Below are 20,598 nucleotides of genomic sequence, written 5' to 3'. Positions count from 1 at the left end.
GACGGGCCTGATCTCTGCCGACACACTACCGGGCGCGGCCCCGCTGGTTCAACCCGTTGGGCAATCTGAACGGTCGCGGTTGCCCCGCGCGCCCAAAGACCGCATCTGCCGTCGATGCCCGTGTCACCCGCCTACCGTCCCGAACCGCGCTTCTTCGATCTCGGGGATGATTACGGCGACGCCGTTCGGGCCGCGGACTTTCCCGAGACCCGCCTGCGTTTTCGCAATGACCGCGCCGCCGCGACCGTCGGGCTGGAGATGCTGACCGACGCGGAATGGATCGCCCATTTCGGCCGTTTCGAGCCCCTGCCCGGCCAGCCGGGGCCGGTGGCCATGGGTTATCACGGCCACCAGTTCCGCACCTACAACGCCGACCTCGGCGACGGGCGGGGCTTCCTGGCGGCGCAACTGAGGGCCGATGACGGTCGGCTGCTGGACCTCGGCACCAAAGGCTCGGGACAGACGCCATGGTCGCGGGGCGGCGACGGGCGGCTCACCCTCAAGGGCGGGGTGCGCGAGGTGCTTGCAGCCGAGATGCTGGAGACGGTGGGCGTGCCGACCAGCCGCGCGTTCAGCCTGATCGAGACCGGCGAGGCGCTGCAGCGGGGGGACGAGCCGTCGCCGACGCGGTCGGCCGTGCTGGTCCGGCTGTCGCACAGCCACGTCCGTTTCGGGACCTTCCAGCGCGCCGCCTACATCGGCCGCCCCGACATGATCGAGGTGCTGGTCGAGCATGCCCGGGCGCTCTACCACCCGGACGTCGCGGCCGGGGACACGCCCGGCTTCCTGCGCGCCGTGGTCGAGGCCTCAGCCCGGTTGACCGCCCGCTGGATCGCGGCCGGGTTCGTGCACGGGGTGCTCAACACCGACAATCTGAACGTCACCGGAGAGAGTTTCGACTACGGCCCGTGGCGCTTCCTGCCGTATTACGAGCCCGGCTTCACGGCGGCCTATTTCGACCAGTTCGGCCTCTACGCCTTCGCCCGCCAGCCCGAGGCGGTGTTCTGGGCCCTGACCCAGCTGGGCGGGGCGCTGAAGCTGGTCGCCGACGCGGAGCCGCTGACCGACGCGCTGAACGGCTTCGGCCCCGCCTATATCCGCGAACTGCGGGCGGCCTTCCTGGCCCGGCTCGGCGTCGCCAGCCTCGGCGAGGCGGCCGACCAGCGACTGCTGGACACGACCCTGGCGCTGCTGCGCGAAGGCGGCGAGGGGCTGCGCTGGGAGCCGCTGTTCTTCGACTGGTTCGGCGGCTTCGCCTCGTCGGCGCGGGCGCTCGGCGGGCCGCGCGGCAAGCTCTATCAGGGCGAGGCCTTCGACGCCTTCCGCTTCGCCCTGTTCGAACATGAGCCGGACCGGCCCGAGCGGCTGGAGCATCCGATGTTCGCGGCGCCCGAACCCGAGGAAATGCTGATCGACGAGGTCGAGGCGATCTGGGCGGCGATCGACGCCGGCGACGACTGGACGCCGTTCCACGTCAAGCTGGAGCGGCTGGCCCGCGCTCGCGAGGCCTGGGGTCTGACCGGCTGCTGACAGCAGGCTGTCAGCAAGGTGGCGGTAGTCAGGGAGAAACCGGCGCAGACCGGACGCTCCTCAGAGGACAGCCGTCATGCCACCCCCGACATGCGTGGGACGCTCCGCTCTTAAGGCCCCCGAAACGGAGGCCGCATTACAGAGATTTATGAATACGGCCACGCTTTGGCCGTGGGGCTCATGCAGAAGGCGTTCACGGATGGTTACGGCCTCGCTTCGCGCCCTTGCGAACCCGACCCCGCGATCCGACATCGCAACTGTTGCCAATAGAACGAGCGCCCCTTCCCCGGCGTCACAGAAAATGACTTCTCAGGTCCTCACCCCCGCCCGCTCGCGCCTCGCCGCCAGCTACCGCAATCTTACGCTCTGGACGCTGCAGGGCTGGCTGGCGATGTTCTTCATCGCCGCCGGCTACGCCAAGCTGAGCGAGCCGTTGGCCACTCTTATCGACCTGATGCGCTGGCCCGGGCTCGTCGCCGAGAACATGGTGCGCGGTCTCGGCGTCGCCGAGATCGTCCTCGCCGTTCTGCTGCTGGCGCCGCTGGTGTCGTGGAAGCACGGACGGCCGCTGCTGGTGATGGCCGCCGGCGGCCTGCTGGCGCTGGAGGTGGTCATGCTGGGCCTGCACGCCGCCGGCCTCGAAGGCGGGCTGGCGCTGACCAACCTGGTGCTGATCGCCATGACGGCGCCGGTGCTGTGGATGCGGGCCCGCGAGGTGCGCTGAACCGCCCACGCCGAAGACCAAAAGACGGCCGCCGGGTTCGCCCGGCGGCCGTCTTTGTTTGCGCTCTCAACTGAAGGCTTCCCTTTACGTGCACGTCAAGTTATGAGGTCGGGCATGGCGACCGCCGACGATCATCGCACCTATTCGATCCGCCAGCTCTGCCGCGAGTTCGGGGCGACGGCGCGCGCGCTGCGCTTCTATGAGGACAAGGGGCTGCTGGCCCCGGCGCGGAAGGGCCAGACGCGGGTCTATGACGCCCGCGACCGGGCCCGGTTGAAGCTGATCCTGCGGGGACGCCGCATCGGCTTCTCGCTGCAGGAGATCCAGGAGATGCTGGATCTCTACGACCACGACAATCACAACGCCCACCAGATGGCCGTCGCCCTGCGCCGCCACCGGGCCCAGATCGCCGCGCTGAAGCAGCAGCGCGAGGACCTCGACGCCGCCATCGAGACGGCCGAGGAAGCCTGCGCCGTCATGGAACGGAAGCTGGGCGAACATCGCCCCGACCTGCTGCCGGGCGCCGAGGAGTACGCCAACCTGCTCAAGGCGCGCCTCAACCCGGACAACAACCTCCAGCCCTTCAAAGCGAGAGCGTAACTCCATGGCCTACAAGGCGCCTGTCCGCGACCTGACGTTCATCCTGAACGAGGTGCTGGAAATCGACCGTTATTCCAACCAGCCCGGGTTCGCCGACGTGTCGTCGGAGCTGGTCGGACAGATCCTGGAGGAAGGCGCCAAATTCGCCGAGGAGGTCATCGCCCCCCTGAACCGCGTCGGCGATCAGGAAGGCTGCAAATGGGTTGACGGGAAGGTCACCGGCCCGACCGGCTGGAAGGAGGCCTACAAGGCCATGGTCGAGGCCGGCTGGCCCGCCCTGTCGGCCCTGCCCGAGCATGGCGGCCAGGGCATGCCCTCGGTCGTGGCCATGGCCTTCGGCCAATTCACCGCCGCCGCCAGCGCCGCCTTCTCGATGTATCCGGGCCTGACGGCCGGCGCCTACTGGGGGCTGAACGCCAACGGCAGTCCCGAGCAGAAGGCCATGTACCTGCCGAAGATGGCCACCGGCGAATGGGGCGGGACCATGAACCTGACCGAGCCGCAGTGCGGCACGGATCTGGGCCTGATCCGCACGAAAGCCGTGCCGAACGGCGACGGCAGCTATTCCATCACCGGCCAGAAGATCTGGATCTCGTCGGGCGAGCACGACTTCACCGACAACATCATCCACCTGGTGCTGGCCCGGATCGAGGGCGCGCCGGCGGGGATCAAGGGCATCAGCCTGTTCGTCGTGCCCAAGGTGTTCGTCAACGAGGACGGTTCGCTGGGCGAGCGCAACGCGGGCGCGGGCTGCGCCGGGCTCGAGCACAAGATGGGCATCCACGGCAACGCCACCTGCGTCATGGCCTATGAGAACGCCAAGGGCTGGCTGGTCGGGACCGAGAACAAGGGCATGGCCGCCATGTTCGTGATGATGAACGAGGCGCGTCTGGGCACCGGCCTGCAGGGCCTGTCGATCGGTTCGGCCGCCTACCAGGCCGCGGTCGAGTTCGCCCGGGAGCGTCTGCAGGGCCGCAGCCTGACCGGACCGAAGAACCCCGACGGTCCGGCGGACTCCATCATGGTCCACCCCGACGTGCGCCGCATGCTGCTCGAGGCCAAGGCCTTCGTCGAGGGCGGCCAGGCCTTCACCCTGTGGACCGCGCTGCAGGCCGATCTGCAGCATTCCAACGACGAGGCCGAGGCCCAGAAGGCTCATGACTACATGGGTCTGATCACGCCGGTGCTGAAAGCCTATCTGACCGACAAGGGCTTCCACGTCGCCTCGCTGGCCATGCAGGTGCACGGCGGCAGCGGCTATACCGAGCATTTCCCGGCCAGCCAGTATCTGCGCGATGCGCGGATCACCATGATCTACGAGGGCGCCAACGGCATCCAGGCGCTGGATCTGGTGGGCCGCAAACTGCCGGCCAACGGCGGCCGGGCGATCATGACCTGGTTCGCCGAGATCGACGCCTTCACCGCCGAGCACGGCGGCGACGAGACGGTGAAGCCGTTCATCGACGGCCTGGCCGACGCCAAGAAGAAGCTGCAGGAGGCCACCATGTGGCTGATGCAGAACGGCATGCAGAACCCGGACAACGCCGGCGCCGCCTCGACCGACTATCTGCACATCTTCGGCCTGACGGCGCTGGCCTACATGTGGTCGCAGATGGCCATCGCGGCGCAGAAGCAGATCGACGCGGGTTCGACCGACCCGTTCTACGCCAACAAGATCGCCACCGGGCGGTACTTCGTCGAGCGCATCCTGCCGGACGCGGGCGCGCATCTGGCCAAGCTCAAGACGGGCGCGGATGTGCTGATGGCGATGCCGGCGGAGGCGTTCTGAGCGTGAACGTCCTCAACGTCCCCGAACCCGAGTTCATGCAGGAAGAGGAGATCACCCTCTTCTCGGACAGCGTCGGCAAATGGATCGACGAGCACGCCTCGCCCGAGGCGGTGCAGTCGTGGATCGCCAACTCCAGCGTGCCCCGCGAACTGTGGAGTCAGGCCGGCGAGGCGGGCCTGCTGGGCCTGTCGATGCCCGAGGCCGACGGCGGCATGGGCGGCGACTACCGACATGAAGTCACCCTGATGCGCCAGCTCGGCTGGAAGGGCGCGGATCACTTCGGCATCAGCCTGCACAATGCGATCGTCATGCCGTACATCTGGCACTACGGCACCGAGGAGCAGAAGGCGCGCTGGCTGCCCCGCCTCCAGTCCGGCGAACTGGTCGGCGCCATCGCCATGACCGAGCCGGGCGCGGGCTCCGACCTGCAGGGGGTCAAGACCACCGCGATCAAGTCGGGCAACGGCTATGTCGTGAACGGCTCCAAGACCTTTATCACCAACGGCCAGCTGGCCAATTTCATCATCGTGGTGGCCAAGACCGACCCGGCCGAGGGCGCCAAGGGCACCAGCCTGATCGTCATCGAGACCGACGGGGCCGAGGGCTTCGAGCGCGGCCGGAACCTGCACAAGATCGGCATGGAGGGGAACGACACCTCCGAGCTGTTCTTCAACGACGTGAAGGTCCCCGGCGAGAACATCATCGGCGGCGGCGAGGGCCAGGGCTTCATCCAGCTGATGCAGCAGCTGCCGCAGGAGCGGCTGAATATCGCGGTGCAGGGCGTGGCGGCGGCGGAGCGCGGCCTGCATGAGACGCTGGAGTACGTGAAGGGCCGCAAGGCCTTCGGCAAGCGGGTGATCGACTTCCAGAACACCCAGTTCAAACTGGCCGAGGTCAAGACCAAGCTGACGGTGGCGAAGGTGTTCGTCGACCACTGCCTGGGGCTGCACCTGCAGGGCAAGCTGGACGCCGCGACGGCCTCGATGGCCAAATACTGGGTCACCGACATCCAGGGCGAGGTCATCGACGAGATGCTGCAGCTGCACGGCGGCTACGGCTATATGAACGAATACCCGATCGCCCAGCTGTACAAGGACGCGCGGGTGCAGCGGATCTACGGCGGGACCAACGAGATCATGAAGCTCTTGATCGCGCGGACGCTGTAGGGATCAGGCACGGAGCCTTGTCATCCCCGACGAGCGAAGCGAGATCGGGGACGCGGAACACACAACCTTGACCACTCCCGGACAACTCGCAAGAGTTGATCCGGGAGGCAGGGATGGCCAAGCGCTTCTATGTCTATCTACTCGCCAGCGGTCCGTGTGGCTGGCTGTACGTCGGCATGACCAACGACCTGATCCGTCGTGTCAGCGAGCATAAGCAGGGCCTGATCCCAGGCTATACATGTGAGCGAGGGATTGATCGGCTCGTCTGGTACGAGACCCATCAGTACGTCGACCGGGCCATCCTGCGGGAGAAGCGCATCAAGCGATGGCTGCGCGAGTGGAAGTTCGCGCTGGTCGAGGACATGAACCCGCATTGGGCGGATCTGTACGGCGACCTGCTGGCCGATGAGCCCTAGCCCCGGTTCGGCAAGCCGACCGGGCCGGGAGTAATGCTGACCTTCCCGTCCCGGATCTCCGCTTCGCTTCGTCCGGGATGACAAGCTGACTCCAAAGTCTATGAGTCGACCAATGATCCGCCTCCACGTCCCCCAGCCCCTGTCCGCCGGCGCGGCCGTCCTGCCGACGCTGGATCAGTCGCGCTACCTGACGCAGGTGATGCGGCTGAAGGCGGGGGACGACCTGCTGGTGTTCAACGGCGTCGATGGGGAGTGGAGATGCTCCATCGCCGAGGCGCTCAAGAAGGGCGTGATCCTGCGCGCCGGGGAACAGGTGCGGCCGCGGGGGGCCGTGCCGGACGTCCACCTGCTGATCGCGGTGGTGAAGAAGGCGGCGCTGGAGTTCGCGGTCGAGAAGGCCACCGAGCTGGGCGCGGCGCGGATCGGGCTGGTCACGACCCGGCGGACGCAGGGCGACCGGGTGCGGATGGACCGGCTGGAGGCCATAGCGGTGGAGAGCGCCGAGCAGACGGGGCGGCTGGATGTGCCGGGGATCGACCTGCCGGTGAAGCTGGAGGTGGTGCTGGACGGCTGGGACGCCGGGCGGAGGCTGATGTTCTGCGACGAGACGGGCGGGGCGCCGGCGATGCAGGCGCTGGCGGCCGCCGGGGCCGGGCCGTGGGCCATCCTGATCGGCCCGGAGGGCGGATTCGCGCCGGAAGAACGCGACCGTCTGAGGGCCCTGCCCTTCACCACCGCCGTGTCGCTGGGGCCGCGCGTGCTGCGGGCGGATACGGCGGCGACAGCGGCCCTGACGCTGTGGCAGGCGGCGGTGGGGGACTGGGAACGATAGGCCTTATCGACGCCGTAGCAGAATGGGGCTTGAGCCGGCCGCTCCGTCTGCCCATCTAGCCGCGACAAGAGGGGCTTAGAGAAACAGATGGCCGACGCCGCGCCGCTTACCCGCGAAGACCTGATCGCCGCCATGTCGAAGGGGTCCAAGCCCAAGGACCAGTGGCGCATCGGCGCCGAGCACGAGAAATTCGGCTTCGACAAATCCACCCTGCGCCGCCCGGCCTACGAGGGGCCCAACGGCATCAAGGCCATGCTGGAGGGGCTGACCCGGTTCGGCTGGAGCCAGGTCTACGAAGGCGATCACGTCATCGCCCTGGAGCGCAAGAACGCCGAGGGCTACGCCGCCTCGATCTCGCTGGAGCCGGGCGGCCAGTTCGAGCTGTCGGGCGCGCCGCTGATGGACGTGCACGAAATCTGCAACGAGACCGGCCAGCACCTGATGGAGGTCAAGCAGGTCGCCGACCAGCTCAACCTCGGCTTCCTCGGCGCCGGCTTCGATCCGCTGTGGCGGCGCGAGGACGTGCCGGTGATGCCCAAGGGCCGTTACGACATCATGCGCGCCTACATGCCCAAGCGGGGCTCTCTGGGCCTCGACATGATGCTGCGCACCTGCACCATCCAGGCCAACCTCGACTTCGACGGCGAGGCCGACATGGTGGCCAAGTTCCGCACCTCGCTGGCGCTGCAGCCGATCGCCACCGCCCTGTTCGCCTGTTCGCCCTTCACCGAGGGCAAGCCGAACGGCTTCCTGTCGGCCCGCGCCAACGTCTGGACCGACACCGATCCCGACCGCACCGGCATGCTCGATTTCGTGTTCCGCGACGGCTTCGGCTTCGAGGCCTACGCCGACTATGCGCTGGACGTGCCGATGTATTTCGCCAAGCGCGGCGACCGCTACGTCGACTTGTCGGGCCAGTCGTTCCGGGCCTTCATGGACGGCAAGCTGGACGCCCTGCCCGGCGACCGGGCCACGGCCAAGGACTGGGGCGACCACCTGACCACCCTGTTCCCCGAGGTGCGGCTGAAGTCATATCTGGAGATGCGCGGCGCCGATGGCGGGCCGTGGAGCCGCATCTGCGGCCTGCCGGCGCTGTGGGCCGGAATCCTCTATGACGCGCCGTCGCTGGCCGCGGCCTGGGACCTGGTCAAGGACTGGGACATCGCGGACCACGAGCGGCTACGTCGCGACGTCACCCGGTTGGGCCTCAAGGCCGAGGTGGCGGGCCGGTCGGTGCGCGAGGTGGCCGTCGACATGGTCGCCATCGCCAAACAGGGGCTGAAGAACCGCGCCCGCTTCTCGGGCGGCATGGTCGACGAGCGCGGCTATCTGTCGGAGCTGGAAGACATCGCCGACAGCGGGGTCACCCCCGCTGACCGGCTGCTGTCGTTGTATCACGGCGACTGGCAGGGCGACGTCAGCCGCATCTACAGGGACTTCGCCTACTAGGCCCTCGCCGCCGCGTTGCACTGGGCCAGTTCGGCCTCGGTCAGGGCGAGGTCGCCGCGGGCGAAAGCCGAGACGGGACCGAAGCGGGCCACGAAGCGGCGGCATTCACGCATCAGCGGCTGGCTCGCGCCGCCGCCGCGACCGACGCATTCGCCGCCGCCGTTGCAGGCCCAACTGCGGCCATCGAGAACCTGGCGGACCTCGCGCGGCTGGATCAGCACCGCCGCCGCGTCGGGCGTTGGAGCCGGTTGGGCGACCGACAGGGCCGCCGTCATCAGGGTCATGAGAAGCATTTTGAGCCTCCTGGGGCTGGTCATGGCGGCCGGTTCATGCAAAAGTGACCGACCGTGCACATATGAGTGACCACTCGGTCACTTCGAGTCAACAAGAAAGTGGCCGTTCGGACACTTTTTGTCGCTGGAGTTCCCTGATGCCCCCCAAAGGCGCAGCCACCCACGCCCGGTTGATCGACGAGGCGATGACCCAGGTCACCGTGCGCGGCCTCGCCGCCGTCAGCCTGCAGGACGTCGCCGGCGCCGCGGGCGTGTCGAAGAGCGCGGTGCTGAAGCATTTCCAGTCCAAGGAGGCGCTGCAGACCGAGGTGGTCGACGCCATGATCGAGCGCTTCAAGGCGGCGGTCTGGGACCCCGCCGAGCCGCTGCCGGCCGGCCGCGAACGGCTGGACCGCATCTTCCAGGGCGAATTGGACTGGATCGACGGCGAGGACCGTCCCGGCGGCTGTCCGCTGAAGGCGGCGGCGATCGAACTCGACGACCAGCCCGGCCCCCTGCGCGACACGCTGAAGGCCAGCCAGGTGCGCTGGGCCAAGGTGTTGAAGCGCGAGTTCCGGACGCTGAATCCGAACGCCGACGATGCGGCGCTGGAGGTGCTGGTGTTCCAGTTCAAAGGGATCGTGCTGGCCTATGGCCATTCCCGCCGTCTGCTGGACGACGAAACGGCGCGGGCGCAGGCGACGGCGGCCTACCGGATGCTTGTGGCGACGGCGTCGCAGTCCTAGGTCTCGCCCCAGCAGGGAGAGGACCATGACCGGAACCATCAGAGTCGGCATCGGCGGCTGGACCTATGAGCCGTGGCGCGGCGTCTTCTATCCGGAGAAGCTGAGCCAGAAGAAGGAGCTGGAGTTCGCCTCCGGCAAGCTCACCTCGATCGAGATCAACGGCACCTACTATTCCGGCTTCAAACCCGAGACGTGGATGAAGTGGCGCGACGAGACGCCCGACGACTTCGTCTTCGCGGTCAAGGCCAGCCGGTTCTGCACCAACCGCAAGGTGCTGTCCGAGGGCAATGAGAGCCTTGAACGCTTCCTCGACCAGGGGCTGACGGCGCTGGGCGACAAGCTGGGGCCGATCAACTGGCAGTTCATGGCCACCAAGAAGTTCGATCCGGTCGACTTCGAGGGCTTCCTGAAGCTGTTGCCGAAGGAGAAGGACGGGGTGCGGCTGCGTCACGCGCTCGAAGTCCGCAGCGGCACCTTCGACAACGAGCAGTTCTACGATCTCGCCCGCAAATACGGGGCGGCCATCGTCTACGGCCACGACGACGAGGCGCCGGAGTGGCCGCGGATCGATCAGGACACCGCCGACTTCAAATACGCCCGGCTGATGTCGAGCCGCGAGGACGAGCCCACCGGCATGTCGCCGGCCGAACTGGACGGCATCGTCAAACAGACCCGGGAGTGGGCGAAGAAGGGCGACGTGTTCGCCTACTTCATCGCGGGCGCCAAGGTGCGCAATCCGGCGGCGGCGCAGGCGCTGATCGCGAAGCTGGGCGAATGACCCCGCTGGTGCAGGGAAGCTGTCATTGCGGGGCGCAACGGTTCGCCGCCCCGGCGCCCGACAGCGTCACGCAATGCACCTGCTCGACCTGCACCAAGCGCGGGACGGTCGCCGCCTACTATGCGCCCGGCGAGGTCGAGTTCAGCCTCACGCCCGACCGGCTGGCGGCCTATCAGTGGGGCGACCGGATGATGACCTTCCACCACTGCGTCACGTGCGGCTGCGGCGTCTTCGCCGAGTCGGACGCCTGGACGACGGAGGACGGCGAGGCGAGGCCTGCGCGGATCACCCTGAACGCCCGGCTGTTCGACGATTTCGACCTCGACGCCGTGCCGGTCCGCCACGTCGACGGGCGCAACGACTGGTGACCCCGCCGGTTCAACCCCATCTGCGCCCCTGCCCCTGACCCTTGGTCCAAGGACTCTTCATGCCCATCGCCACCCGCGCCTTCGCCGCCACCGCCGCCGACGCCCCGCTGGCACCCTACGGCTTCAACCGGCGCGATCCCGGCCCGGACGATGTAGCCATCGAGATCAAATTCTGCGGCGTCTGCCACTCGGACCTCCACGTGGTGAAGAACGACCTGGGCGGGACGCGCTATCCCATCGTGCCGGGCCACGAGATCGCCGGCGTGGTCGCGGCGGTGGGCGCGAACGTGACGCGGTTCAAGGCCGGCGACCGGGTCGGCGTCGGCTGCATGGTCGACAGCTGCCGCACCTGCGCCGCCTGCCTGGAGGGCGAGGAACAGTACTGCGCGCCCGGCATGACCCAGACCTACGGCTCGGCCGATCCGAAGGGCGCCGAGGTCGGCCAGACCATCACCCAGGGCGGCTATTCCGACCGCATCACGGTCGACCAGAACTATGTGCTGCGCATCCCCGACTCCCTGCCGCTGGACGCCGCCGCGCCGCTGCTGTGCGCCGGCATCACCACCTACAGCCCGCTGAAGGAGTGGGGCGTCGGGCCCGGCTCGAAGGTGGCGGTGATCGGCCTGGGCGGCCTCGGCCACATGGCGGTCAAGCTGGCCCACGCCATGGGGGCCGAAGTGACGGTGCTGTCGACCTCGGATCGCAAGAAGGCCGACGCCGAGCGGATGGGGGCGAAGCATTTCCTGATCAATTCGGACAAGGCGGCGATGAAGGCGGCGGGCGAGACGTTCGACCTGATCATCAACACCGTCTCGGCCACGCACGAGATCGCCAGCCACGTGAACCTGCTGGCCCGCGACGGGACCATGGTCATGCTGGGCCTGACCACCGAGGGCCTGCCGGTCTACGCCATGCCGCTGCTGTGGCGCCGCCGGCGGATCGCCGGCTCGCTGATCGGCGGCATCCGCGAGACCCAGGAGATGCTCAACTTCTGCGCCGAGCACGGCCTGGCCTGCGACATCGAGGTGATCGCTCCGGACCAGATCAACGAGGCCTACGCCCGGATGGAGAAGTCCGACGTCCGCTACCGCTTCGTCATCGACATGGGCCGCCTCGACCGGGCCGCCTAAGCCGATCCTTTCCGCGCAACGGCTCAAGGGCTAAAGCGTATCCATATGCAGGCGGCCCGGGTGAGAGGCCGCCGCTCGCAGGACAGGAAACGGACATGGCACGAGTGGCTCTGGTCACGGGCGGCACCCGCGGCATCGGCAAGGCGATCGCCCAGCGCCTCAAGGAGGACGGCATGCTGGTCGCAGCCGGCTACTCCGGCAATGTCGAGGCCGCCGAGGCCACGGCGCGCGAACTGGGCGTCATGGTGGTCAAGGGCAATGTCGGCTCGTTCGAGGACTGCCAGCGGGCGGTCGCCGAGGTCGAGGCGCAGCTGGGCCCGATCGACACCCTGATCAACAACGCCGGCATCACCCGCGACGGCTTCTTCCACAAGATGAGCGCCGACCAGTGGTCGGACGTGATCCGGGTCAACATGGACAGCGTCTTCAACATGACGCGCCAGGTCATCAACGGCATGCGCGACCGCGGCTTCGGCCGCATCGTCAACATCAGTTCGATCAACGGCCAGAAGGGCCAGATCGGCCAGACCAACTATTCCGCCGCCAAGGCCGGGATGATCGGCTTCACCAAAGCCCTGGCGCTGGAGAACGCCCGCAAGGGGGTCACGGTGAATTGCATCGCGCCCGGCTACATCGACACCGAGATGGTCGGGGCCATGGACGAGAAGGTCCTGGCCGGAATCATCGCCCAGATCCCGGTGGGAAGACTCGGAAAAGGCGAGGAAATCGCCGATATGGTGTCGTGGCTGGCCGGCGAACGTGCCGGATATGTCACAGGCTGCACCCTGTCGCTGAACGGTGGTCAGTATCTGGTCGGCTAACCCCACTCCGCCCAAAATCCGCCGCGCGGCGATTCCACGACAGAGGCCATGCAGTTGACGGCGAGGGTCAGAACGGCGCGACGGCCGCTTCCGACCGCGATGGCGATCGCCCTCGCGGCGGCGGTGCTGTCGCTGCTGTCCGTCGCCTCCGAGGTTTCGGCCCAGGTTCGCGGCAATGCGCAGGCCGAGCAGAGCCGAACCCTGCGCAACCGCCCTTCCGAACCCGCCCTGCCGCCGGTCGGGCGTTATGCGGCCGACTCCGGCGAGGGCTTCATCCTTGACCGGTCCGGACGGCATCCGCTGCTGCGCTTCGAGCGCCGCGACGAGACCTGGGTGCTGCGGCCCAGCGCGGCGCCGCGCGGCGATGTCATCTACCGCAACGACGCCGGCCAGCAGGTGCTGCGGGTCACCCCCAGCGGCGGCATGACCGTCTATACGCCGCGCTCGCCGGGCGGTTCGCCGGCCTCCTACGCCGGGCCGGGCGAAAGCCTGTCGCCACCCCGGCTCGGGCCGGCCCAGATGCTGAATCTGATGCTGCGGCGCAGCGCCATGGTCAGTCAGGCCGTGGGCCGGACGGTGGAGATCAACGCCGACACCGGGGTCGAGTCGGAGTCGCTGACCGTCGAGGCGCTCATCCTGTCCACCGACGTGGTGCTGCGCATCGCCCGCTCGCCCACCGGGCGCGCCGCGCTCAACCAGCTGCGCCGCATCGTCATCGTCGAAGGATCCAGGGCCTCGGTCACCTACAACCGCGGCGAGCTGCACATTGTCGTGGCGCCGTCGCAGGGCGCGGCGGGCCGGCCGTCGTCGGCCCGTGTCATTCGCGCCTTCCTGCCGCCGGCGCGCTAGACCGGCTCCACCCTAACCCGTGAAACTGTCCTTCGCGGCCCGGCGGCTCGCGAAGCCGGCCGCGTCGCCGGCGCGCAGGAAGGGATTGAACGCCTTCTCCGCCCCGATGGTGGTCGGAACCGTCGGCTGCCCCCGCTCCCGCGCCGCGAACACCGCCGCGGCCTGCGCCGCCATCTGCGGCCGGTCGTCGAGGCTGAGGGCGAAGCGGGCGTTGGCGGCGGTGTATTCATGGGCGCACCAGACGGTGGTCTCGTCCGGCCAGGCGGCGAGCTTCTGAAGGCTGTCCCACATCTGCTCCGGCGCGCCCTCGAACAGGCGGCCGCAACCGAGGGCGAACAGGGTGTCGCCGACGAAGGCCTGGCCGCCGGCGGCGTCGCGATAGACGATGTGGCCGAGGGTGTGGCCGGGCGTGTCGGTCACATCCAGCCGCGTCTCGCCCAGCATGACGACATCGCCGCCGCGCACGACCCGGTCCAGCGGCGCGGCCTTGCGCACCTCCTCCGGCCCGACGATCTCGCAGCCCGTCGCCGCCTTCAGCGCGGCGTTGCCCTGGGTGTGGTCGGGGTGCCAGTGGGTGTTCAGGATCAGGTCCAGCCGACCCCAGCCGGACTGCTCCAGCGCCGCCAGGATGGCGTCGGCGTCGGGCGTGTCGATCGTGGCCACCACGCCGGTCGCGGTGTCGCGCGCCAGGAAGCCATAGTTGTCGGACAGGCAGGGAAACAGGCGAACTTCGAGGGACATGCCGCATTCTAGCAGCGGACCCTCACGCGGCCTATGGTGACCGGATGCGGCGCAGCATCGAGGAACTTCGGACCTTCTATGGCGAGCCGGCGGGCGCGCTGGCCCGCCGTCTGCTGGCGCGCCGACTCGACGACGCCTGGGGCGAGGCGGGCGGGTGCGACGTTCTGGGCCTGGGCTACGCCACCCCGTGGCTGGACGCCTTCGTCGGGGCCCGGCGGGTGGTCGCAGCCATGCCGGGTGGACAGGGCGTCGAGTTGTGGCCGTCGGTGGGCCGCAACCGCACCGTTCTCGTCGACGACCGCCGCCTGCCGTTCGCGGCCGGGACCTTCGATCGCATCCTGCTCGTCCATGCGCTGGAAGAGGCCGACGACGCCTCCGCCCTGCTGCTGGAAGCCGTGCGGACGCTGTCGCCGGCCGGCCGCATCATCCTGATCGCCGCCGCGCGCGGCGGACTGTGGTCACGGGTCGAGGCCACGCCATTCGGCTATGGCCGGCCGTTCACCCGACGCCAGCTCGAACGGCTGGTGCGCGGGGCGGGGCTCGAGCCCACCGCCTGGAGCCAGACCCTGTACGTGCCGCCTTGGAGCCCGCTGCTGCCGCTGGCCGACGGCTTCGAACAGATTGGACGGCGGGTTATGCCCGGGGCCGCGGGCGTCATCCTGCTGGAGGCCACCCGCCAGGCCTACGCCCGGGTGCATCCAGGCAACGCCCTGGCCGCCGCCCCGGCCCTGGCCGCCGCCCTGCGGCCGCAGCCGATCCCGGGCAGCCGCCGCGAAAGCCGCTGACCGTTCCCCGGCTTTGCAGGCGGGGCGGCAGGCCCTAAAGGGCGGGCATGCAGAGACTGATCCTGATGCGGCACGCCGAGGCCGAGCGGGCGGCGGGTTCCGGACGCGACCGCGATCGCGCCCTGTCGAACCGCGGCCGGACCGACGCCGCCGCCATGGGCCGGGCCCTGGCCGCGCGCGGCCTGCGGCCGGACCTGGCGCTGGTCTCGCCCGCGGCGCGCACCCGTCAGACCTGGGACCTGCTGCACGACGCCTTCGGCGATGTGCAGATCCGCGACGACGAGGCGCTCTACAACGGCGGCGCCGAGACCCTGCGCCGTCTGGTCGAGGCGGTGGAGGACGACGCCGGCTGCCTGATGGTCGTGGCCCACAATCCCGGCGTCCATCTGCTGGCCGTGGAATATCTGGTCGAAGGGGCCGCCTCGCCGTCGATCCTCGACCGCATGAGCGGCGGTTTCCCGCCCGGCGCGGCGGCGATCTTCGGCGTCGACGCCGCCGGCCGGCGCATGCTCGAAGGCTATCTGCAGCCGCGCGATCTCGTCGCCGAATGACCGATACCGCCCACAAGCTGGTCGACCGCGCTGAATGGGCGCAGGCGCGGGCGGCGGGCGTCTACGACGGCTCGGCCGTCGATCGCGCCGACGGCTACATCCACATGTCGACGGCGACGCAGCTGGCCGAAACGGCGCGCCGCCATTACGCGGGGCGGGGCGGTCTGGTGCTGGTCACGGTCGACCTGGCCTCGCTCGGCGAGACCCTCCGCTGGGAGGCGTCACGCGGCGGCGCGCTGTTTCCGCACCTCCACGGCCCCTTGCCCGTGTCGTCGGCCACAGCCGGGCGGCCGCTGTCGGTGAGTGAGGATGGCGTGATGATCTTCGAGGATGGAGCGACCGGATGGCCCTGACCGACTTCGGCGCCGCCGCCCTGCGCCTTCTCGATCCCGAAATCGCGCACCGTCTGGCCATCCTCGCGCTGAGGATCGCGCCCCTGCCCGCCCCCCCGGCCGACGACCCGGTCCTGGCGACGACGGTGGCCGGCCTGCGTCTGTCCAATCCGGTCGGACTGGCGGCGGGCCTGGACAAGAACGGCGAGGCGCTGAGGGGGCTGTCGCGGCTGGGCTTCGGCTTCGTCGAGTGCGGCTCGGTCACGCCGCGCCCGCAGCCCGGCAATCCGCGCCCGCGCCTGTTCCGCCTGTCCGAAGACCGGGCGGTCATCAACCGCATGGGTTTCAACAACGCGGGGCTCGAGGCCTTCGCCGCGCGGCTGGCCCGCCGTCCCGCCGGGGCGGTGATCGGCGCCAATCTCGGAGCCAACAAGGAGACGGAGGACAAGGCGGCCGATTACGTCGCCGGTCTGGAGCGGCTGAAGGGCCTGGCCGACTATGTCACCGTCAATGTCTCGTCGCCGAACACCCCGGGCCTGCGCGACCTGCAGGGCCGGGCCGCGCTGGATGATCTGCTCGGACGTCTGGCGGAGGCCCGCGCCGGCGACCGCACGCCGGTTTTCCTCAAGATCGCGCCCGACCTGACGGCGGCGGAGATCCAGCTGATCGTCGAGGCGGCGCTGGACCACGGCATCGACGCCCTGATCGTGGCCAACACCACCCTGGACCGGCCTGACAGCCTGAAATCGCCTCAGCGGGACGAGGCCGGCGGACTGTCCGGCGCGCCGCTGAGAGCCCGCGCCACGGCGGCCCTGCGCGCGGCGGCGGAGGCGTCGTCCGGGCGTCTGCCGCTGATCGCCGTCGGCGGGATTGGTTCCGGCGCGGACGCCTATGAGCGCATCCGGGCCGGCGCCTCGGCCGTGCAGGTCTACAGCGCCCTCGTCTACGAGGGTCCCGGCCTCGTCGGGCGCATCAAGCGCGATCTGGCGGCCCGCCTGCGCGCCGACGGCTTCTCCACAGCAAATGAGGCCGTGGCGACAGGTCGTTGACGGAGCGTTAGGGGCCCGCGGGGTATGATTTAGACGGGCGAACACGTCCGATCCGGGGGAGCCGCATGGCGATCGCCAAAGCCGACATGCCTGCCGCCGCCCTGGACACCACCTGGGCCGGCGCCATCCGCCAGCGGCGCAAGGCGCTGTTGCAGCGGTTGGGCATGGCCGCGGCCTGCGCCCTGGTGTTCAGCCCGCTGCTCGGCTGGTCGCTCAGCGTCGGCTGGGTGCTGGGCTATTTCCTCGTCCAGTTGCTGGATTTGCTGGTCTTCGGCCCGGTCAACGACGGCCGCACCGAGCGCCTGCGCGGCCTGCGGCGGCTGGCCGGCGACGCCCTGCTGATCGTCAACGCCGGCTATTTCGGCAGCTTGGCCATTCCGCTGTGGCTGGTAGGCGGCCCGATGGGCGGCATCTGCGCCTCCATGCTGCTGTCGGCCGGCGCCATCTATTCGATGATCAATGCGCCACGCTCGATCTCGGTGCTCCTGCTGACGGTGACGCCGCAGTTCCTCTACCTCGCCTCGACGCCGTTCTTCATGGCCATGTTCGGCGCGTCGGCGGCCTTCATCACGGCGGCGTCGATCGCCGTCGGCGTCTTCATCACCTACTGCCTGTCGACATGGCAGCGCATGAACGAGGCCCGGGTCTCCGAGACCGCCGCCCGGATCGAGGCCGAAGAGAAGCGCGCCGACGCGGAACGCATCATGGAAGGCCGCAGCGCCTTCCTGGCCGCCGTGGGCCATGACCTCCGCACCCCGATCAGCGCGATCCTGACCGGCTCCGCCGAACTGGAACGCGGCGCCGCCGACAACACCGCCCGGGCCCAGGCGCGGCTGATCAGCGACGCCGGCTTCATGATGAAGGCCCTGCTGGACGACCTGCTGGACCACGCCAAGCTCGAGGCCGGGCACATGACCGTGGACGCGGTCGACTTCAACCTGCGCGACCTGCTGAACCAGTCCGCCCGGCTGTGGCGCGGACCGGCCCGCGCCAAGGGCCTGAAGCTGCGCATCGAAGGCGCCGCGACGGTGCCGGCCTCGGTGCGTGGCGATCCGATGCGGCTGCGGCAGGTGCTCAACAACCTGATCTCCAACGCCATGAAATTCACGGCCGAGGGGTCCATCACCCTGCGCTTCCACGGCTGGGCCGAGGACACCGGCGGCCACGCCGTGCTTATCGAGGTCTCGGATACGGGGCCGGGCATGTCGCGGGATCAGATGGCCCGGCTGTTCACCCCCTTCGACCAGACCGTCGATGGCGTCAGCGCCCGGCACGGCGGCAGCGGCCTGGGGCTCGCCATCAGCCGCCAGCTGGCCGAATTGATGGGCGGCCGCCTAACCGCGCGCAGCAGCGTCGGGCACGGGGCCAGCTTCACGCTCGCCCTGCGGCTCGAGCCCGGAAAAGCGAGCACGGCGGTCGCGCCCGCCCTGGACCAGGAAAGCCGCGACGCCGTCGCCCGCGCCCTGTCCGCCGGCGGCTCAGGCCGGCCGTCGAGCCCGGCATCGCCCGCGCCGGCCGCCCGGTCGCCTGGGGAGGCGTCCACGGACGCCATCCCGATCGAGGCCGTCGCACCGACAGCCAACGAACCTTCCGAAGAGGATGACGGCCGCCCGATGCGGGTGCTCGTCGTCGACGACCACGACATCAACCGCCGCGCCATCCAGCTGATCCTGCAGCCGCTCGGCTGCGACATCGCCACGGCCGCCGACGGCATGGCGGCGCTGAAGATCTGCGAAACCTCGGGTTTCGACCTGATCTTCATGGACGTGCGGATGCCCGAGCTCGACGGGCGCGAGACCACCCGCCGCATCCGCGCCGGCGCCGGCCCCAATGCGCTGGTCCCGATCATCGCGGTGACGGCGGACACCTCGCCCGACGACATCGCCGCCTGCACCGACGCCGGCATGACCTATTTCGTGCCCAAGCCGATCACCCCGCCGATGCTGCTGGGGGCCATCAACCACGTCATGACCCTGGCTCAGGCCGCTGAAGAAGACGCCGTGGCCGAGCCCGCCGTCGCCTGACCCCGCACCTCGGCGACCAGCCGGGCGGGGAAGTCGGCGGCCTTCATCCCGCATTCCCAAACCGTGATCACCCGCCAGCCCGCGGCCTCCAGCGCCGCCCGGGCCGCGGCGTCGCGGGCGCGGTTGCGCTCGATCTTGGCGCTCCAGTAGGCGGCGTTGGCCTTGGGTTTACGGGCCCCGCGGGCGCAGTCGTGGCCGTGCCAGAAGCAGCCGTGCACGAACACCGCCACGCGCCGGCCCTTCATAACCACGTCGGGCCGCCCCGGCAGGCCGGCGCCGCCCAGCCGATAGCCGATCCCCGCTTCGCGCAGGACGCGGCGCACGGCGCGCTCGGGCGCGGTGTCGCGGCCCTTGATGCGCCGCATCACCGCGCTGCGCTGTTCGGGGGTGAAGACGTCGGTCATGGCTCGGACCCCGCGCTCACGCAGCGAACGGCCGCGCCGTGAGCGATAGCGCCCCCTAGAGCTGCGTCAGCAGATGTTCCGCCGACGACACCTTGAACTCGCCCGGCTGCTCGACGTTGAGCTGCTCGACCACGCCGTCCTTGACGATCATCGAATAGCGCTGCGAGCGCTCGCCCATGCCGAAGCCCTTGGCGTCCATCGACAGGCCGAGGGCGCGGGTGAAGTCGCCGTTGCCGTCGCCCAGCATCACGATCTCGTCCTTGCCGATGCCCTGGCTGTCGGCCCAGGCCCCCATGACGAAGGCGTCGTTGACCGACAGGCAGGCGACCGTGTCGACGCCCTTGCCGGCCAGGTCCTCGCGGTGGTCCTTGAAGCCGGGCAGGTGTTTGGCCGAACAGGTCGGGGTGAAGGCGCCGGGCACGGCGAACAGGGCCACGGTCTTGCCGGCGAAGACCTCGTCGGTGGACACCGGCTTGGGGCCGTCGTCGGTGGCGCGGGTCAGGGTGGCCGAGGGGATGCGGTCGCCGATCTGGACGGTCATGGCAGGGCTCCGGAGCAAGGGGATGATGATCGAAACTCCCGATCCAGATAGGCGTTGCCGGGCGCAGCGCCAACCTTTCCGTCGCGGCCCGGCCTTGCGCCCGTCGCGCCCGGTCCCGATGATAGGAGAATGGACGATTTCCACTCCCTCGCGGGCCGACTGCTGGTGGCCATGCCGGGCATCAGCGATCCTCGCTTCGAGCAGGCCGTCATCCTCGTCTGCGCCCACCGGCCCGACCATGCCATGGGGCTCCGCCTCGACCGCCCCGCGCCGGGCATCGACCTGAAGGCGGTGCTGACCAAGCTGGAGACGCCGGCGCCGGAGTCGGCCGCGGAGCGCGCGGTGCTGGTCGGCGGTCCAGTCGAGCGCGAGCGCGGCTTCGTGCTGCACACCGACGACTGGCTGATCGACGACGCCTCGCTGGCCTTCGGCGAGGGCCTGGCCATGACCGGCACGCGCGAGGCGCTGGCGGCGATGGTCGACCCGGCCATGGGACCGCGGCGCTCGGTGCTGCTGCTCGGCTACGCCGGCTGGGGCGAGGGCCAGCTCGAGGACGAGCTGGGCGAGAACGTCTGGCTCACCGCCGAGGCCGACGCCGACCTGATCTTCGATCCGGACTACGAAGGCAAATGGGGCAAGGCGCTGGCCGGTCTGGGCGTCGATCCGGCGCGGCTGTCGGGGCAGAGCGGGCGCGCCTGACG

At 69.6% G+C, this 20,598-nt stretch carries 24 protein-coding genes; 20 read left to right on the top strand and 4 right to left on the bottom strand.

Going from position 1 to position 20,598, the window contains the following annotated elements; all coding sequences use genetic code 11:
* Window positions 1–114 precede the first annotated feature (114 nt).
* The 8 genes from ACSQ1L_RS07675 (at window position 115) to ACSQ1L_RS07640 (ending at window position 8,506) form a co-directional block, all read left to right on the top strand.
* Window positions 115–1,530, top strand: coding sequence for a protein adenylyltransferase SelO (locus ACSQ1L_RS07675; RefSeq protein ID WP_435993585.1), 1,416 nt, complete (start codon window positions 115–117; stop codon window positions 1,528–1,530).
* 301 nt (window positions 1,531–1,831) lie between these two features.
* Entirely contained in the window at window positions 1,832–2,254 is a 423-nt protein-coding gene (locus ACSQ1L_RS07670; protein WP_435993583.1) for a DoxX family protein, read from the top strand.
* Window positions 2,255–2,368: 114 nt separating this feature from the next.
* The gene (locus ACSQ1L_RS07665; RefSeq protein ID WP_435993581.1) at window positions 2,369–2,854 is read left to right on the top strand and encodes a MerR family transcriptional regulator; all 486 of its coding nucleotides are present in this window, start codon (window positions 2,369–2,371) and stop codon (window positions 2,852–2,854) included.
* A gap of 4 nt (window positions 2,855–2,858) precedes the next feature.
* Window positions 2,859–4,643 carry an acyl-CoA dehydrogenase C-terminal domain-containing protein gene (locus ACSQ1L_RS07660; protein ID WP_435993579.1) on the top strand — a complete coding sequence of 595 codons (1,785 nt, stop codon included), beginning with the start codon at window positions 2,859–2,861 and terminating at the stop codon, window positions 4,641–4,643.
* 2 nt (window positions 4,644–4,645) lie between these two features.
* Window positions 4,646–5,809: an acyl-CoA dehydrogenase family protein gene (locus ACSQ1L_RS07655; protein WP_435993577.1), complete on the top strand. Its 1,164-nt coding sequence runs from the start codon at window positions 4,646–4,648 to the stop codon at window positions 5,807–5,809.
* Window positions 5,810–5,922: 113 nt separating this feature from the next.
* The gene (locus tag ACSQ1L_RS07650) at window positions 5,923–6,225 is read left to right on the top strand and encodes a GIY-YIG nuclease family protein (RefSeq protein ID WP_435993575.1); all 303 of its coding nucleotides are present in this window, start codon (window positions 5,923–5,925) and stop codon (window positions 6,223–6,225) included.
* Between the two features lie 112 nt (window positions 6,226–6,337).
* Window positions 6,338–7,057 carry a 16S rRNA (uracil(1498)-N(3))-methyltransferase gene (locus ACSQ1L_RS07645; RefSeq protein WP_435993573.1) on the top strand — a complete coding sequence of 240 codons (720 nt, stop codon included), beginning with the start codon at window positions 6,338–6,340 and terminating at the stop codon, window positions 7,055–7,057.
* A gap of 87 nt (window positions 7,058–7,144) precedes the next feature.
* Window positions 7,145–8,506, top strand: coding sequence for a glutamate--cysteine ligase (locus tag ACSQ1L_RS07640; protein WP_435993571.1), 1,362 nt, complete (start codon window positions 7,145–7,147; stop codon window positions 8,504–8,506).
* Here ACSQ1L_RS07640 and ACSQ1L_RS07635 read toward each other — a convergent pair.
* Window positions 8,503–8,799 (bottom strand): CC_3452 family protein, encoded by a 297-nt coding sequence (locus ACSQ1L_RS07635; RefSeq protein ID WP_435993569.1) that lies wholly within the window; start codon window positions 8,797–8,799, stop codon window positions 8,503–8,505. The genes ACSQ1L_RS07640 and ACSQ1L_RS07635 overlap by 4 nt on opposite strands.
* Before the next feature lie 137 nt (window positions 8,800–8,936).
* On the opposite strand from ACSQ1L_RS07635, the gene ACSQ1L_RS07630 reads away from it, so the two are divergent.
* The 6 genes from ACSQ1L_RS07630 to ACSQ1L_RS07605 all read left to right on the top strand — a co-directional run bounded on the left by ACSQ1L_RS07630 (window position 8,937) and on the right by ACSQ1L_RS07605 (window position 13,470).
* Complete coding sequence (locus ACSQ1L_RS07630) at window positions 8,937–9,524, top strand: TetR/AcrR family transcriptional regulator (protein ID WP_435993567.1); 588 nt, start codon at window positions 8,937–8,939, stop codon at window positions 9,522–9,524.
* The gene (locus tag ACSQ1L_RS07625) at window positions 9,430–10,302 is read left to right on the top strand and encodes a DUF72 domain-containing protein (RefSeq protein WP_435993565.1); all 873 of its coding nucleotides are present in this window, start codon (window positions 9,430–9,432) and stop codon (window positions 10,300–10,302) included. Before ACSQ1L_RS07630 ends, ACSQ1L_RS07625 begins: the two co-directional genes overlap by 95 nt.
* Window positions 10,299–10,670 carry a GFA family protein gene (locus ACSQ1L_RS07620; RefSeq protein ID WP_435993563.1) on the top strand — a complete coding sequence of 124 codons (372 nt, stop codon included), beginning with the start codon at window positions 10,299–10,301 and terminating at the stop codon, window positions 10,668–10,670. Before ACSQ1L_RS07625 ends, ACSQ1L_RS07620 begins: the two co-directional genes overlap by 4 nt.
* Before the next feature lie 59 nt (window positions 10,671–10,729).
* Entirely contained in the window at window positions 10,730–11,800 is a 1,071-nt protein-coding gene (locus ACSQ1L_RS07615; protein ID WP_435993561.1) for an NAD(P)-dependent alcohol dehydrogenase, read from the top strand.
* Between the two features lie 95 nt (window positions 11,801–11,895).
* Complete coding sequence (gene phbB, locus ACSQ1L_RS07610) at window positions 11,896–12,621, top strand: acetoacetyl-CoA reductase (protein WP_435993559.1); 726 nt, start codon at window positions 11,896–11,898, stop codon at window positions 12,619–12,621.
* A 99-nt stretch (window positions 12,622–12,720) separates the two neighbouring features.
* A complete protein-coding gene (locus ACSQ1L_RS07605; RefSeq protein WP_435993557.1) occupies window positions 12,721–13,470 on the top strand; it encodes a DUF4908 domain-containing protein in 750 nt (249 codons plus the stop codon).
* 12 nt (window positions 13,471–13,482) lie between these two features.
* Here ACSQ1L_RS07605 and gloB read toward each other — a convergent pair whose 3' ends face one another.
* Window positions 13,483–14,211 carry a hydroxyacylglutathione hydrolase gene (gene gloB / locus ACSQ1L_RS07600; protein ID WP_435993555.1) on the bottom strand — a complete coding sequence of 243 codons (729 nt, stop codon included), beginning with the start codon at window positions 14,209–14,211 and terminating at the stop codon, window positions 13,483–13,485.
* 44 nt (window positions 14,212–14,255) lie between these two features.
* Between gloB and ACSQ1L_RS07595 the strand changes: the two genes are divergently transcribed.
* The 5 genes from ACSQ1L_RS07595 (at window position 14,256) to ACSQ1L_RS07575 (ending at window position 18,952) form a co-directional block, all read left to right on the top strand.
* Window positions 14,256–14,996, top strand: a complete 741-nt coding sequence (locus ACSQ1L_RS07595) for a methyltransferase domain-containing protein (protein ID WP_435993553.1) — start codon at window positions 14,256–14,258, stop codon at window positions 14,994–14,996.
* Between the two features lie 47 nt (window positions 14,997–15,043).
* Window positions 15,044–15,547 (top strand): SixA phosphatase family protein, encoded by a 504-nt coding sequence (locus ACSQ1L_RS07590; RefSeq protein ID WP_435993551.1) that lies wholly within the window; start codon window positions 15,044–15,046, stop codon window positions 15,545–15,547.
* On the top strand, window positions 15,544–15,900 hold the full coding sequence (locus ACSQ1L_RS07585; protein ID WP_435993549.1) for a DUF952 domain-containing protein: 357 nt from the start codon (window positions 15,544–15,546) through the stop codon (window positions 15,898–15,900). Before ACSQ1L_RS07590 ends, ACSQ1L_RS07585 begins: the two co-directional genes overlap by 4 nt.
* Window positions 15,891–16,928 carry a quinone-dependent dihydroorotate dehydrogenase gene (locus ACSQ1L_RS07580; protein ID WP_435993547.1) on the top strand — a complete coding sequence of 346 codons (1,038 nt, stop codon included), beginning with the start codon at window positions 15,891–15,893 and terminating at the stop codon, window positions 16,926–16,928. Before ACSQ1L_RS07585 ends, ACSQ1L_RS07580 begins: the two co-directional genes overlap by 10 nt.
* 65 nt (window positions 16,929–16,993) lie before the next feature.
* Entirely contained in the window at window positions 16,994–18,952 is a 1,959-nt protein-coding gene (locus ACSQ1L_RS07575) for an ATP-binding protein (protein ID WP_435993545.1), read from the top strand.
* On the opposite strand, the gene ACSQ1L_RS07570 is transcribed toward ACSQ1L_RS07575, so the two are convergent.
* Both ACSQ1L_RS07570 and ACSQ1L_RS07565 read right to left on the bottom strand, forming a co-directional pair.
* On the bottom strand, window positions 18,907–19,356 hold the full coding sequence (locus ACSQ1L_RS07570; protein ID WP_435993543.1) for a very short patch repair endonuclease: 450 nt from the start codon (window positions 19,354–19,356) through the stop codon (window positions 18,907–18,909). The genes ACSQ1L_RS07575 and ACSQ1L_RS07570 overlap by 46 nt on opposite strands.
* A gap of 55 nt (window positions 19,357–19,411) precedes the next feature.
* Window positions 19,412–19,897, bottom strand: a complete 486-nt coding sequence (locus ACSQ1L_RS07565; RefSeq protein ID WP_435993541.1) for a peroxiredoxin — start codon at window positions 19,895–19,897, stop codon at window positions 19,412–19,414.
* Window positions 19,898–20,026: 129 nt separating this feature from the next.
* Between ACSQ1L_RS07565 and ACSQ1L_RS07560 the strand changes: the two genes are divergently transcribed.
* Entirely contained in the window at window positions 20,027–20,596 is a 570-nt protein-coding gene (locus ACSQ1L_RS07560) for a YqgE/AlgH family protein (protein WP_435993539.1), read from the top strand.
* Window positions 20,597–20,598: the final 2 nt, after the last annotated feature.

Source organism: Brevundimonas sp. LjRoot202 (assembly GCF_964253355.1).
GTDB lineage: Bacteria > Pseudomonadota > Alphaproteobacteria > Caulobacterales > Caulobacteraceae > Brevundimonas.
The sequence above is the reverse complement of the archived record's forward strand: the minus strand, read 5'-3'. Positions and strand labels throughout refer to the sequence as shown.

Coding starts and splice junctions, on each gene's coding strand:
- ACSQ1L_RS07660 (WP_435993579.1), top strand. CDS start 2,859: ATGGCCTACAAGGCGCCTGTCCGCGACCTGACGTTCATCCTGAACGAG.
- ACSQ1L_RS07585 (WP_435993549.1), top strand. CDS start 15,544: ATGACCGATACCGCCCACAAGCTGGTCGACCGCGCTGAATGGGCGCAG.
- phbB (WP_435993559.1), top strand. CDS start 11,896: ATGGCACGAGTGGCTCTGGTCACGGGCGGCACCCGCGGCATCGGCAAG.
- ACSQ1L_RS07645 (WP_435993573.1), top strand. CDS start 6,338: ATGATCCGCCTCCACGTCCCCCAGCCCCTGTCCGCCGGCGCGGCCGTC.
- ACSQ1L_RS07665 (WP_435993581.1), top strand. CDS start 2,369: ATGGCGACCGCCGACGATCATCGCACCTATTCGATCCGCCAGCTCTGC.
- ACSQ1L_RS07615 (WP_435993561.1), top strand. CDS start 10,730: ATGCCCATCGCCACCCGCGCCTTCGCCGCCACCGCCGCCGACGCCCCG.
- ACSQ1L_RS07670 (WP_435993583.1), top strand. CDS start 1,832: ATGACTTCTCAGGTCCTCACCCCCGCCCGCTCGCGCCTCGCCGCCAGC.
- ACSQ1L_RS07575 (WP_435993545.1), top strand. CDS start 16,994: ATGGCGATCGCCAAAGCCGACATGCCTGCCGCCGCCCTGGACACCACC.
- ACSQ1L_RS07625 (WP_435993565.1), top strand. CDS start 9,430: ATGGCCATTCCCGCCGTCTGCTGGACGACGAAACGGCGCGGGCGCAGG.
- ACSQ1L_RS07570 (WP_435993543.1), bottom strand. CDS start 19,356: ATGACCGACGTCTTCACCCCCGAACAGCGCAGCGCGGTGATGCGGCGC.
- gloB (WP_435993555.1), bottom strand. CDS start 14,211: ATGTCCCTCGAAGTTCGCCTGTTTCCCTGCCTGTCCGACAACTATGGC.
- ACSQ1L_RS07620 (WP_435993563.1), top strand. CDS start 10,299: ATGACCCCGCTGGTGCAGGGAAGCTGTCATTGCGGGGCGCAACGGTTC.
- ACSQ1L_RS07565 (WP_435993541.1), bottom strand. CDS start 19,897: ATGACCGTCCAGATCGGCGACCGCATCCCCTCGGCCACCCTGACCCGC.
- ACSQ1L_RS07650 (WP_435993575.1), top strand. CDS start 5,923: ATGGCCAAGCGCTTCTATGTCTATCTACTCGCCAGCGGTCCGTGTGGC.
- ACSQ1L_RS07580 (WP_435993547.1), top strand. CDS start 15,891: ATGGCCCTGACCGACTTCGGCGCCGCCGCCCTGCGCCTTCTCGATCCC.
- ACSQ1L_RS07635 (WP_435993569.1), bottom strand. CDS start 8,799: ATGCTTCTCATGACCCTGATGACGGCGGCCCTGTCGGTCGCCCAACCG.
- ACSQ1L_RS07590 (WP_435993551.1), top strand. CDS start 15,044: ATGCAGAGACTGATCCTGATGCGGCACGCCGAGGCCGAGCGGGCGGCG.
- ACSQ1L_RS07640 (WP_435993571.1), top strand. CDS start 7,145: ATGGCCGACGCCGCGCCGCTTACCCGCGAAGACCTGATCGCCGCCATG.
- ACSQ1L_RS07605 (WP_435993557.1), top strand. CDS start 12,721: ATGGCGATCGCCCTCGCGGCGGCGGTGCTGTCGCTGCTGTCCGTCGCC.
- ACSQ1L_RS07675 (WP_435993585.1), top strand. CDS start 115: ATGCCCGTGTCACCCGCCTACCGTCCCGAACCGCGCTTCTTCGATCTC.
- ACSQ1L_RS07595 (WP_435993553.1), top strand. CDS start 14,256: ATGCGGCGCAGCATCGAGGAACTTCGGACCTTCTATGGCGAGCCGGCG.
- ACSQ1L_RS07560 (WP_435993539.1), top strand. CDS start 20,027: ATGGACGATTTCCACTCCCTCGCGGGCCGACTGCTGGTGGCCATGCCG.
- ACSQ1L_RS07630 (WP_435993567.1), top strand. CDS start 8,937: ATGCCCCCCAAAGGCGCAGCCACCCACGCCCGGTTGATCGACGAGGCG.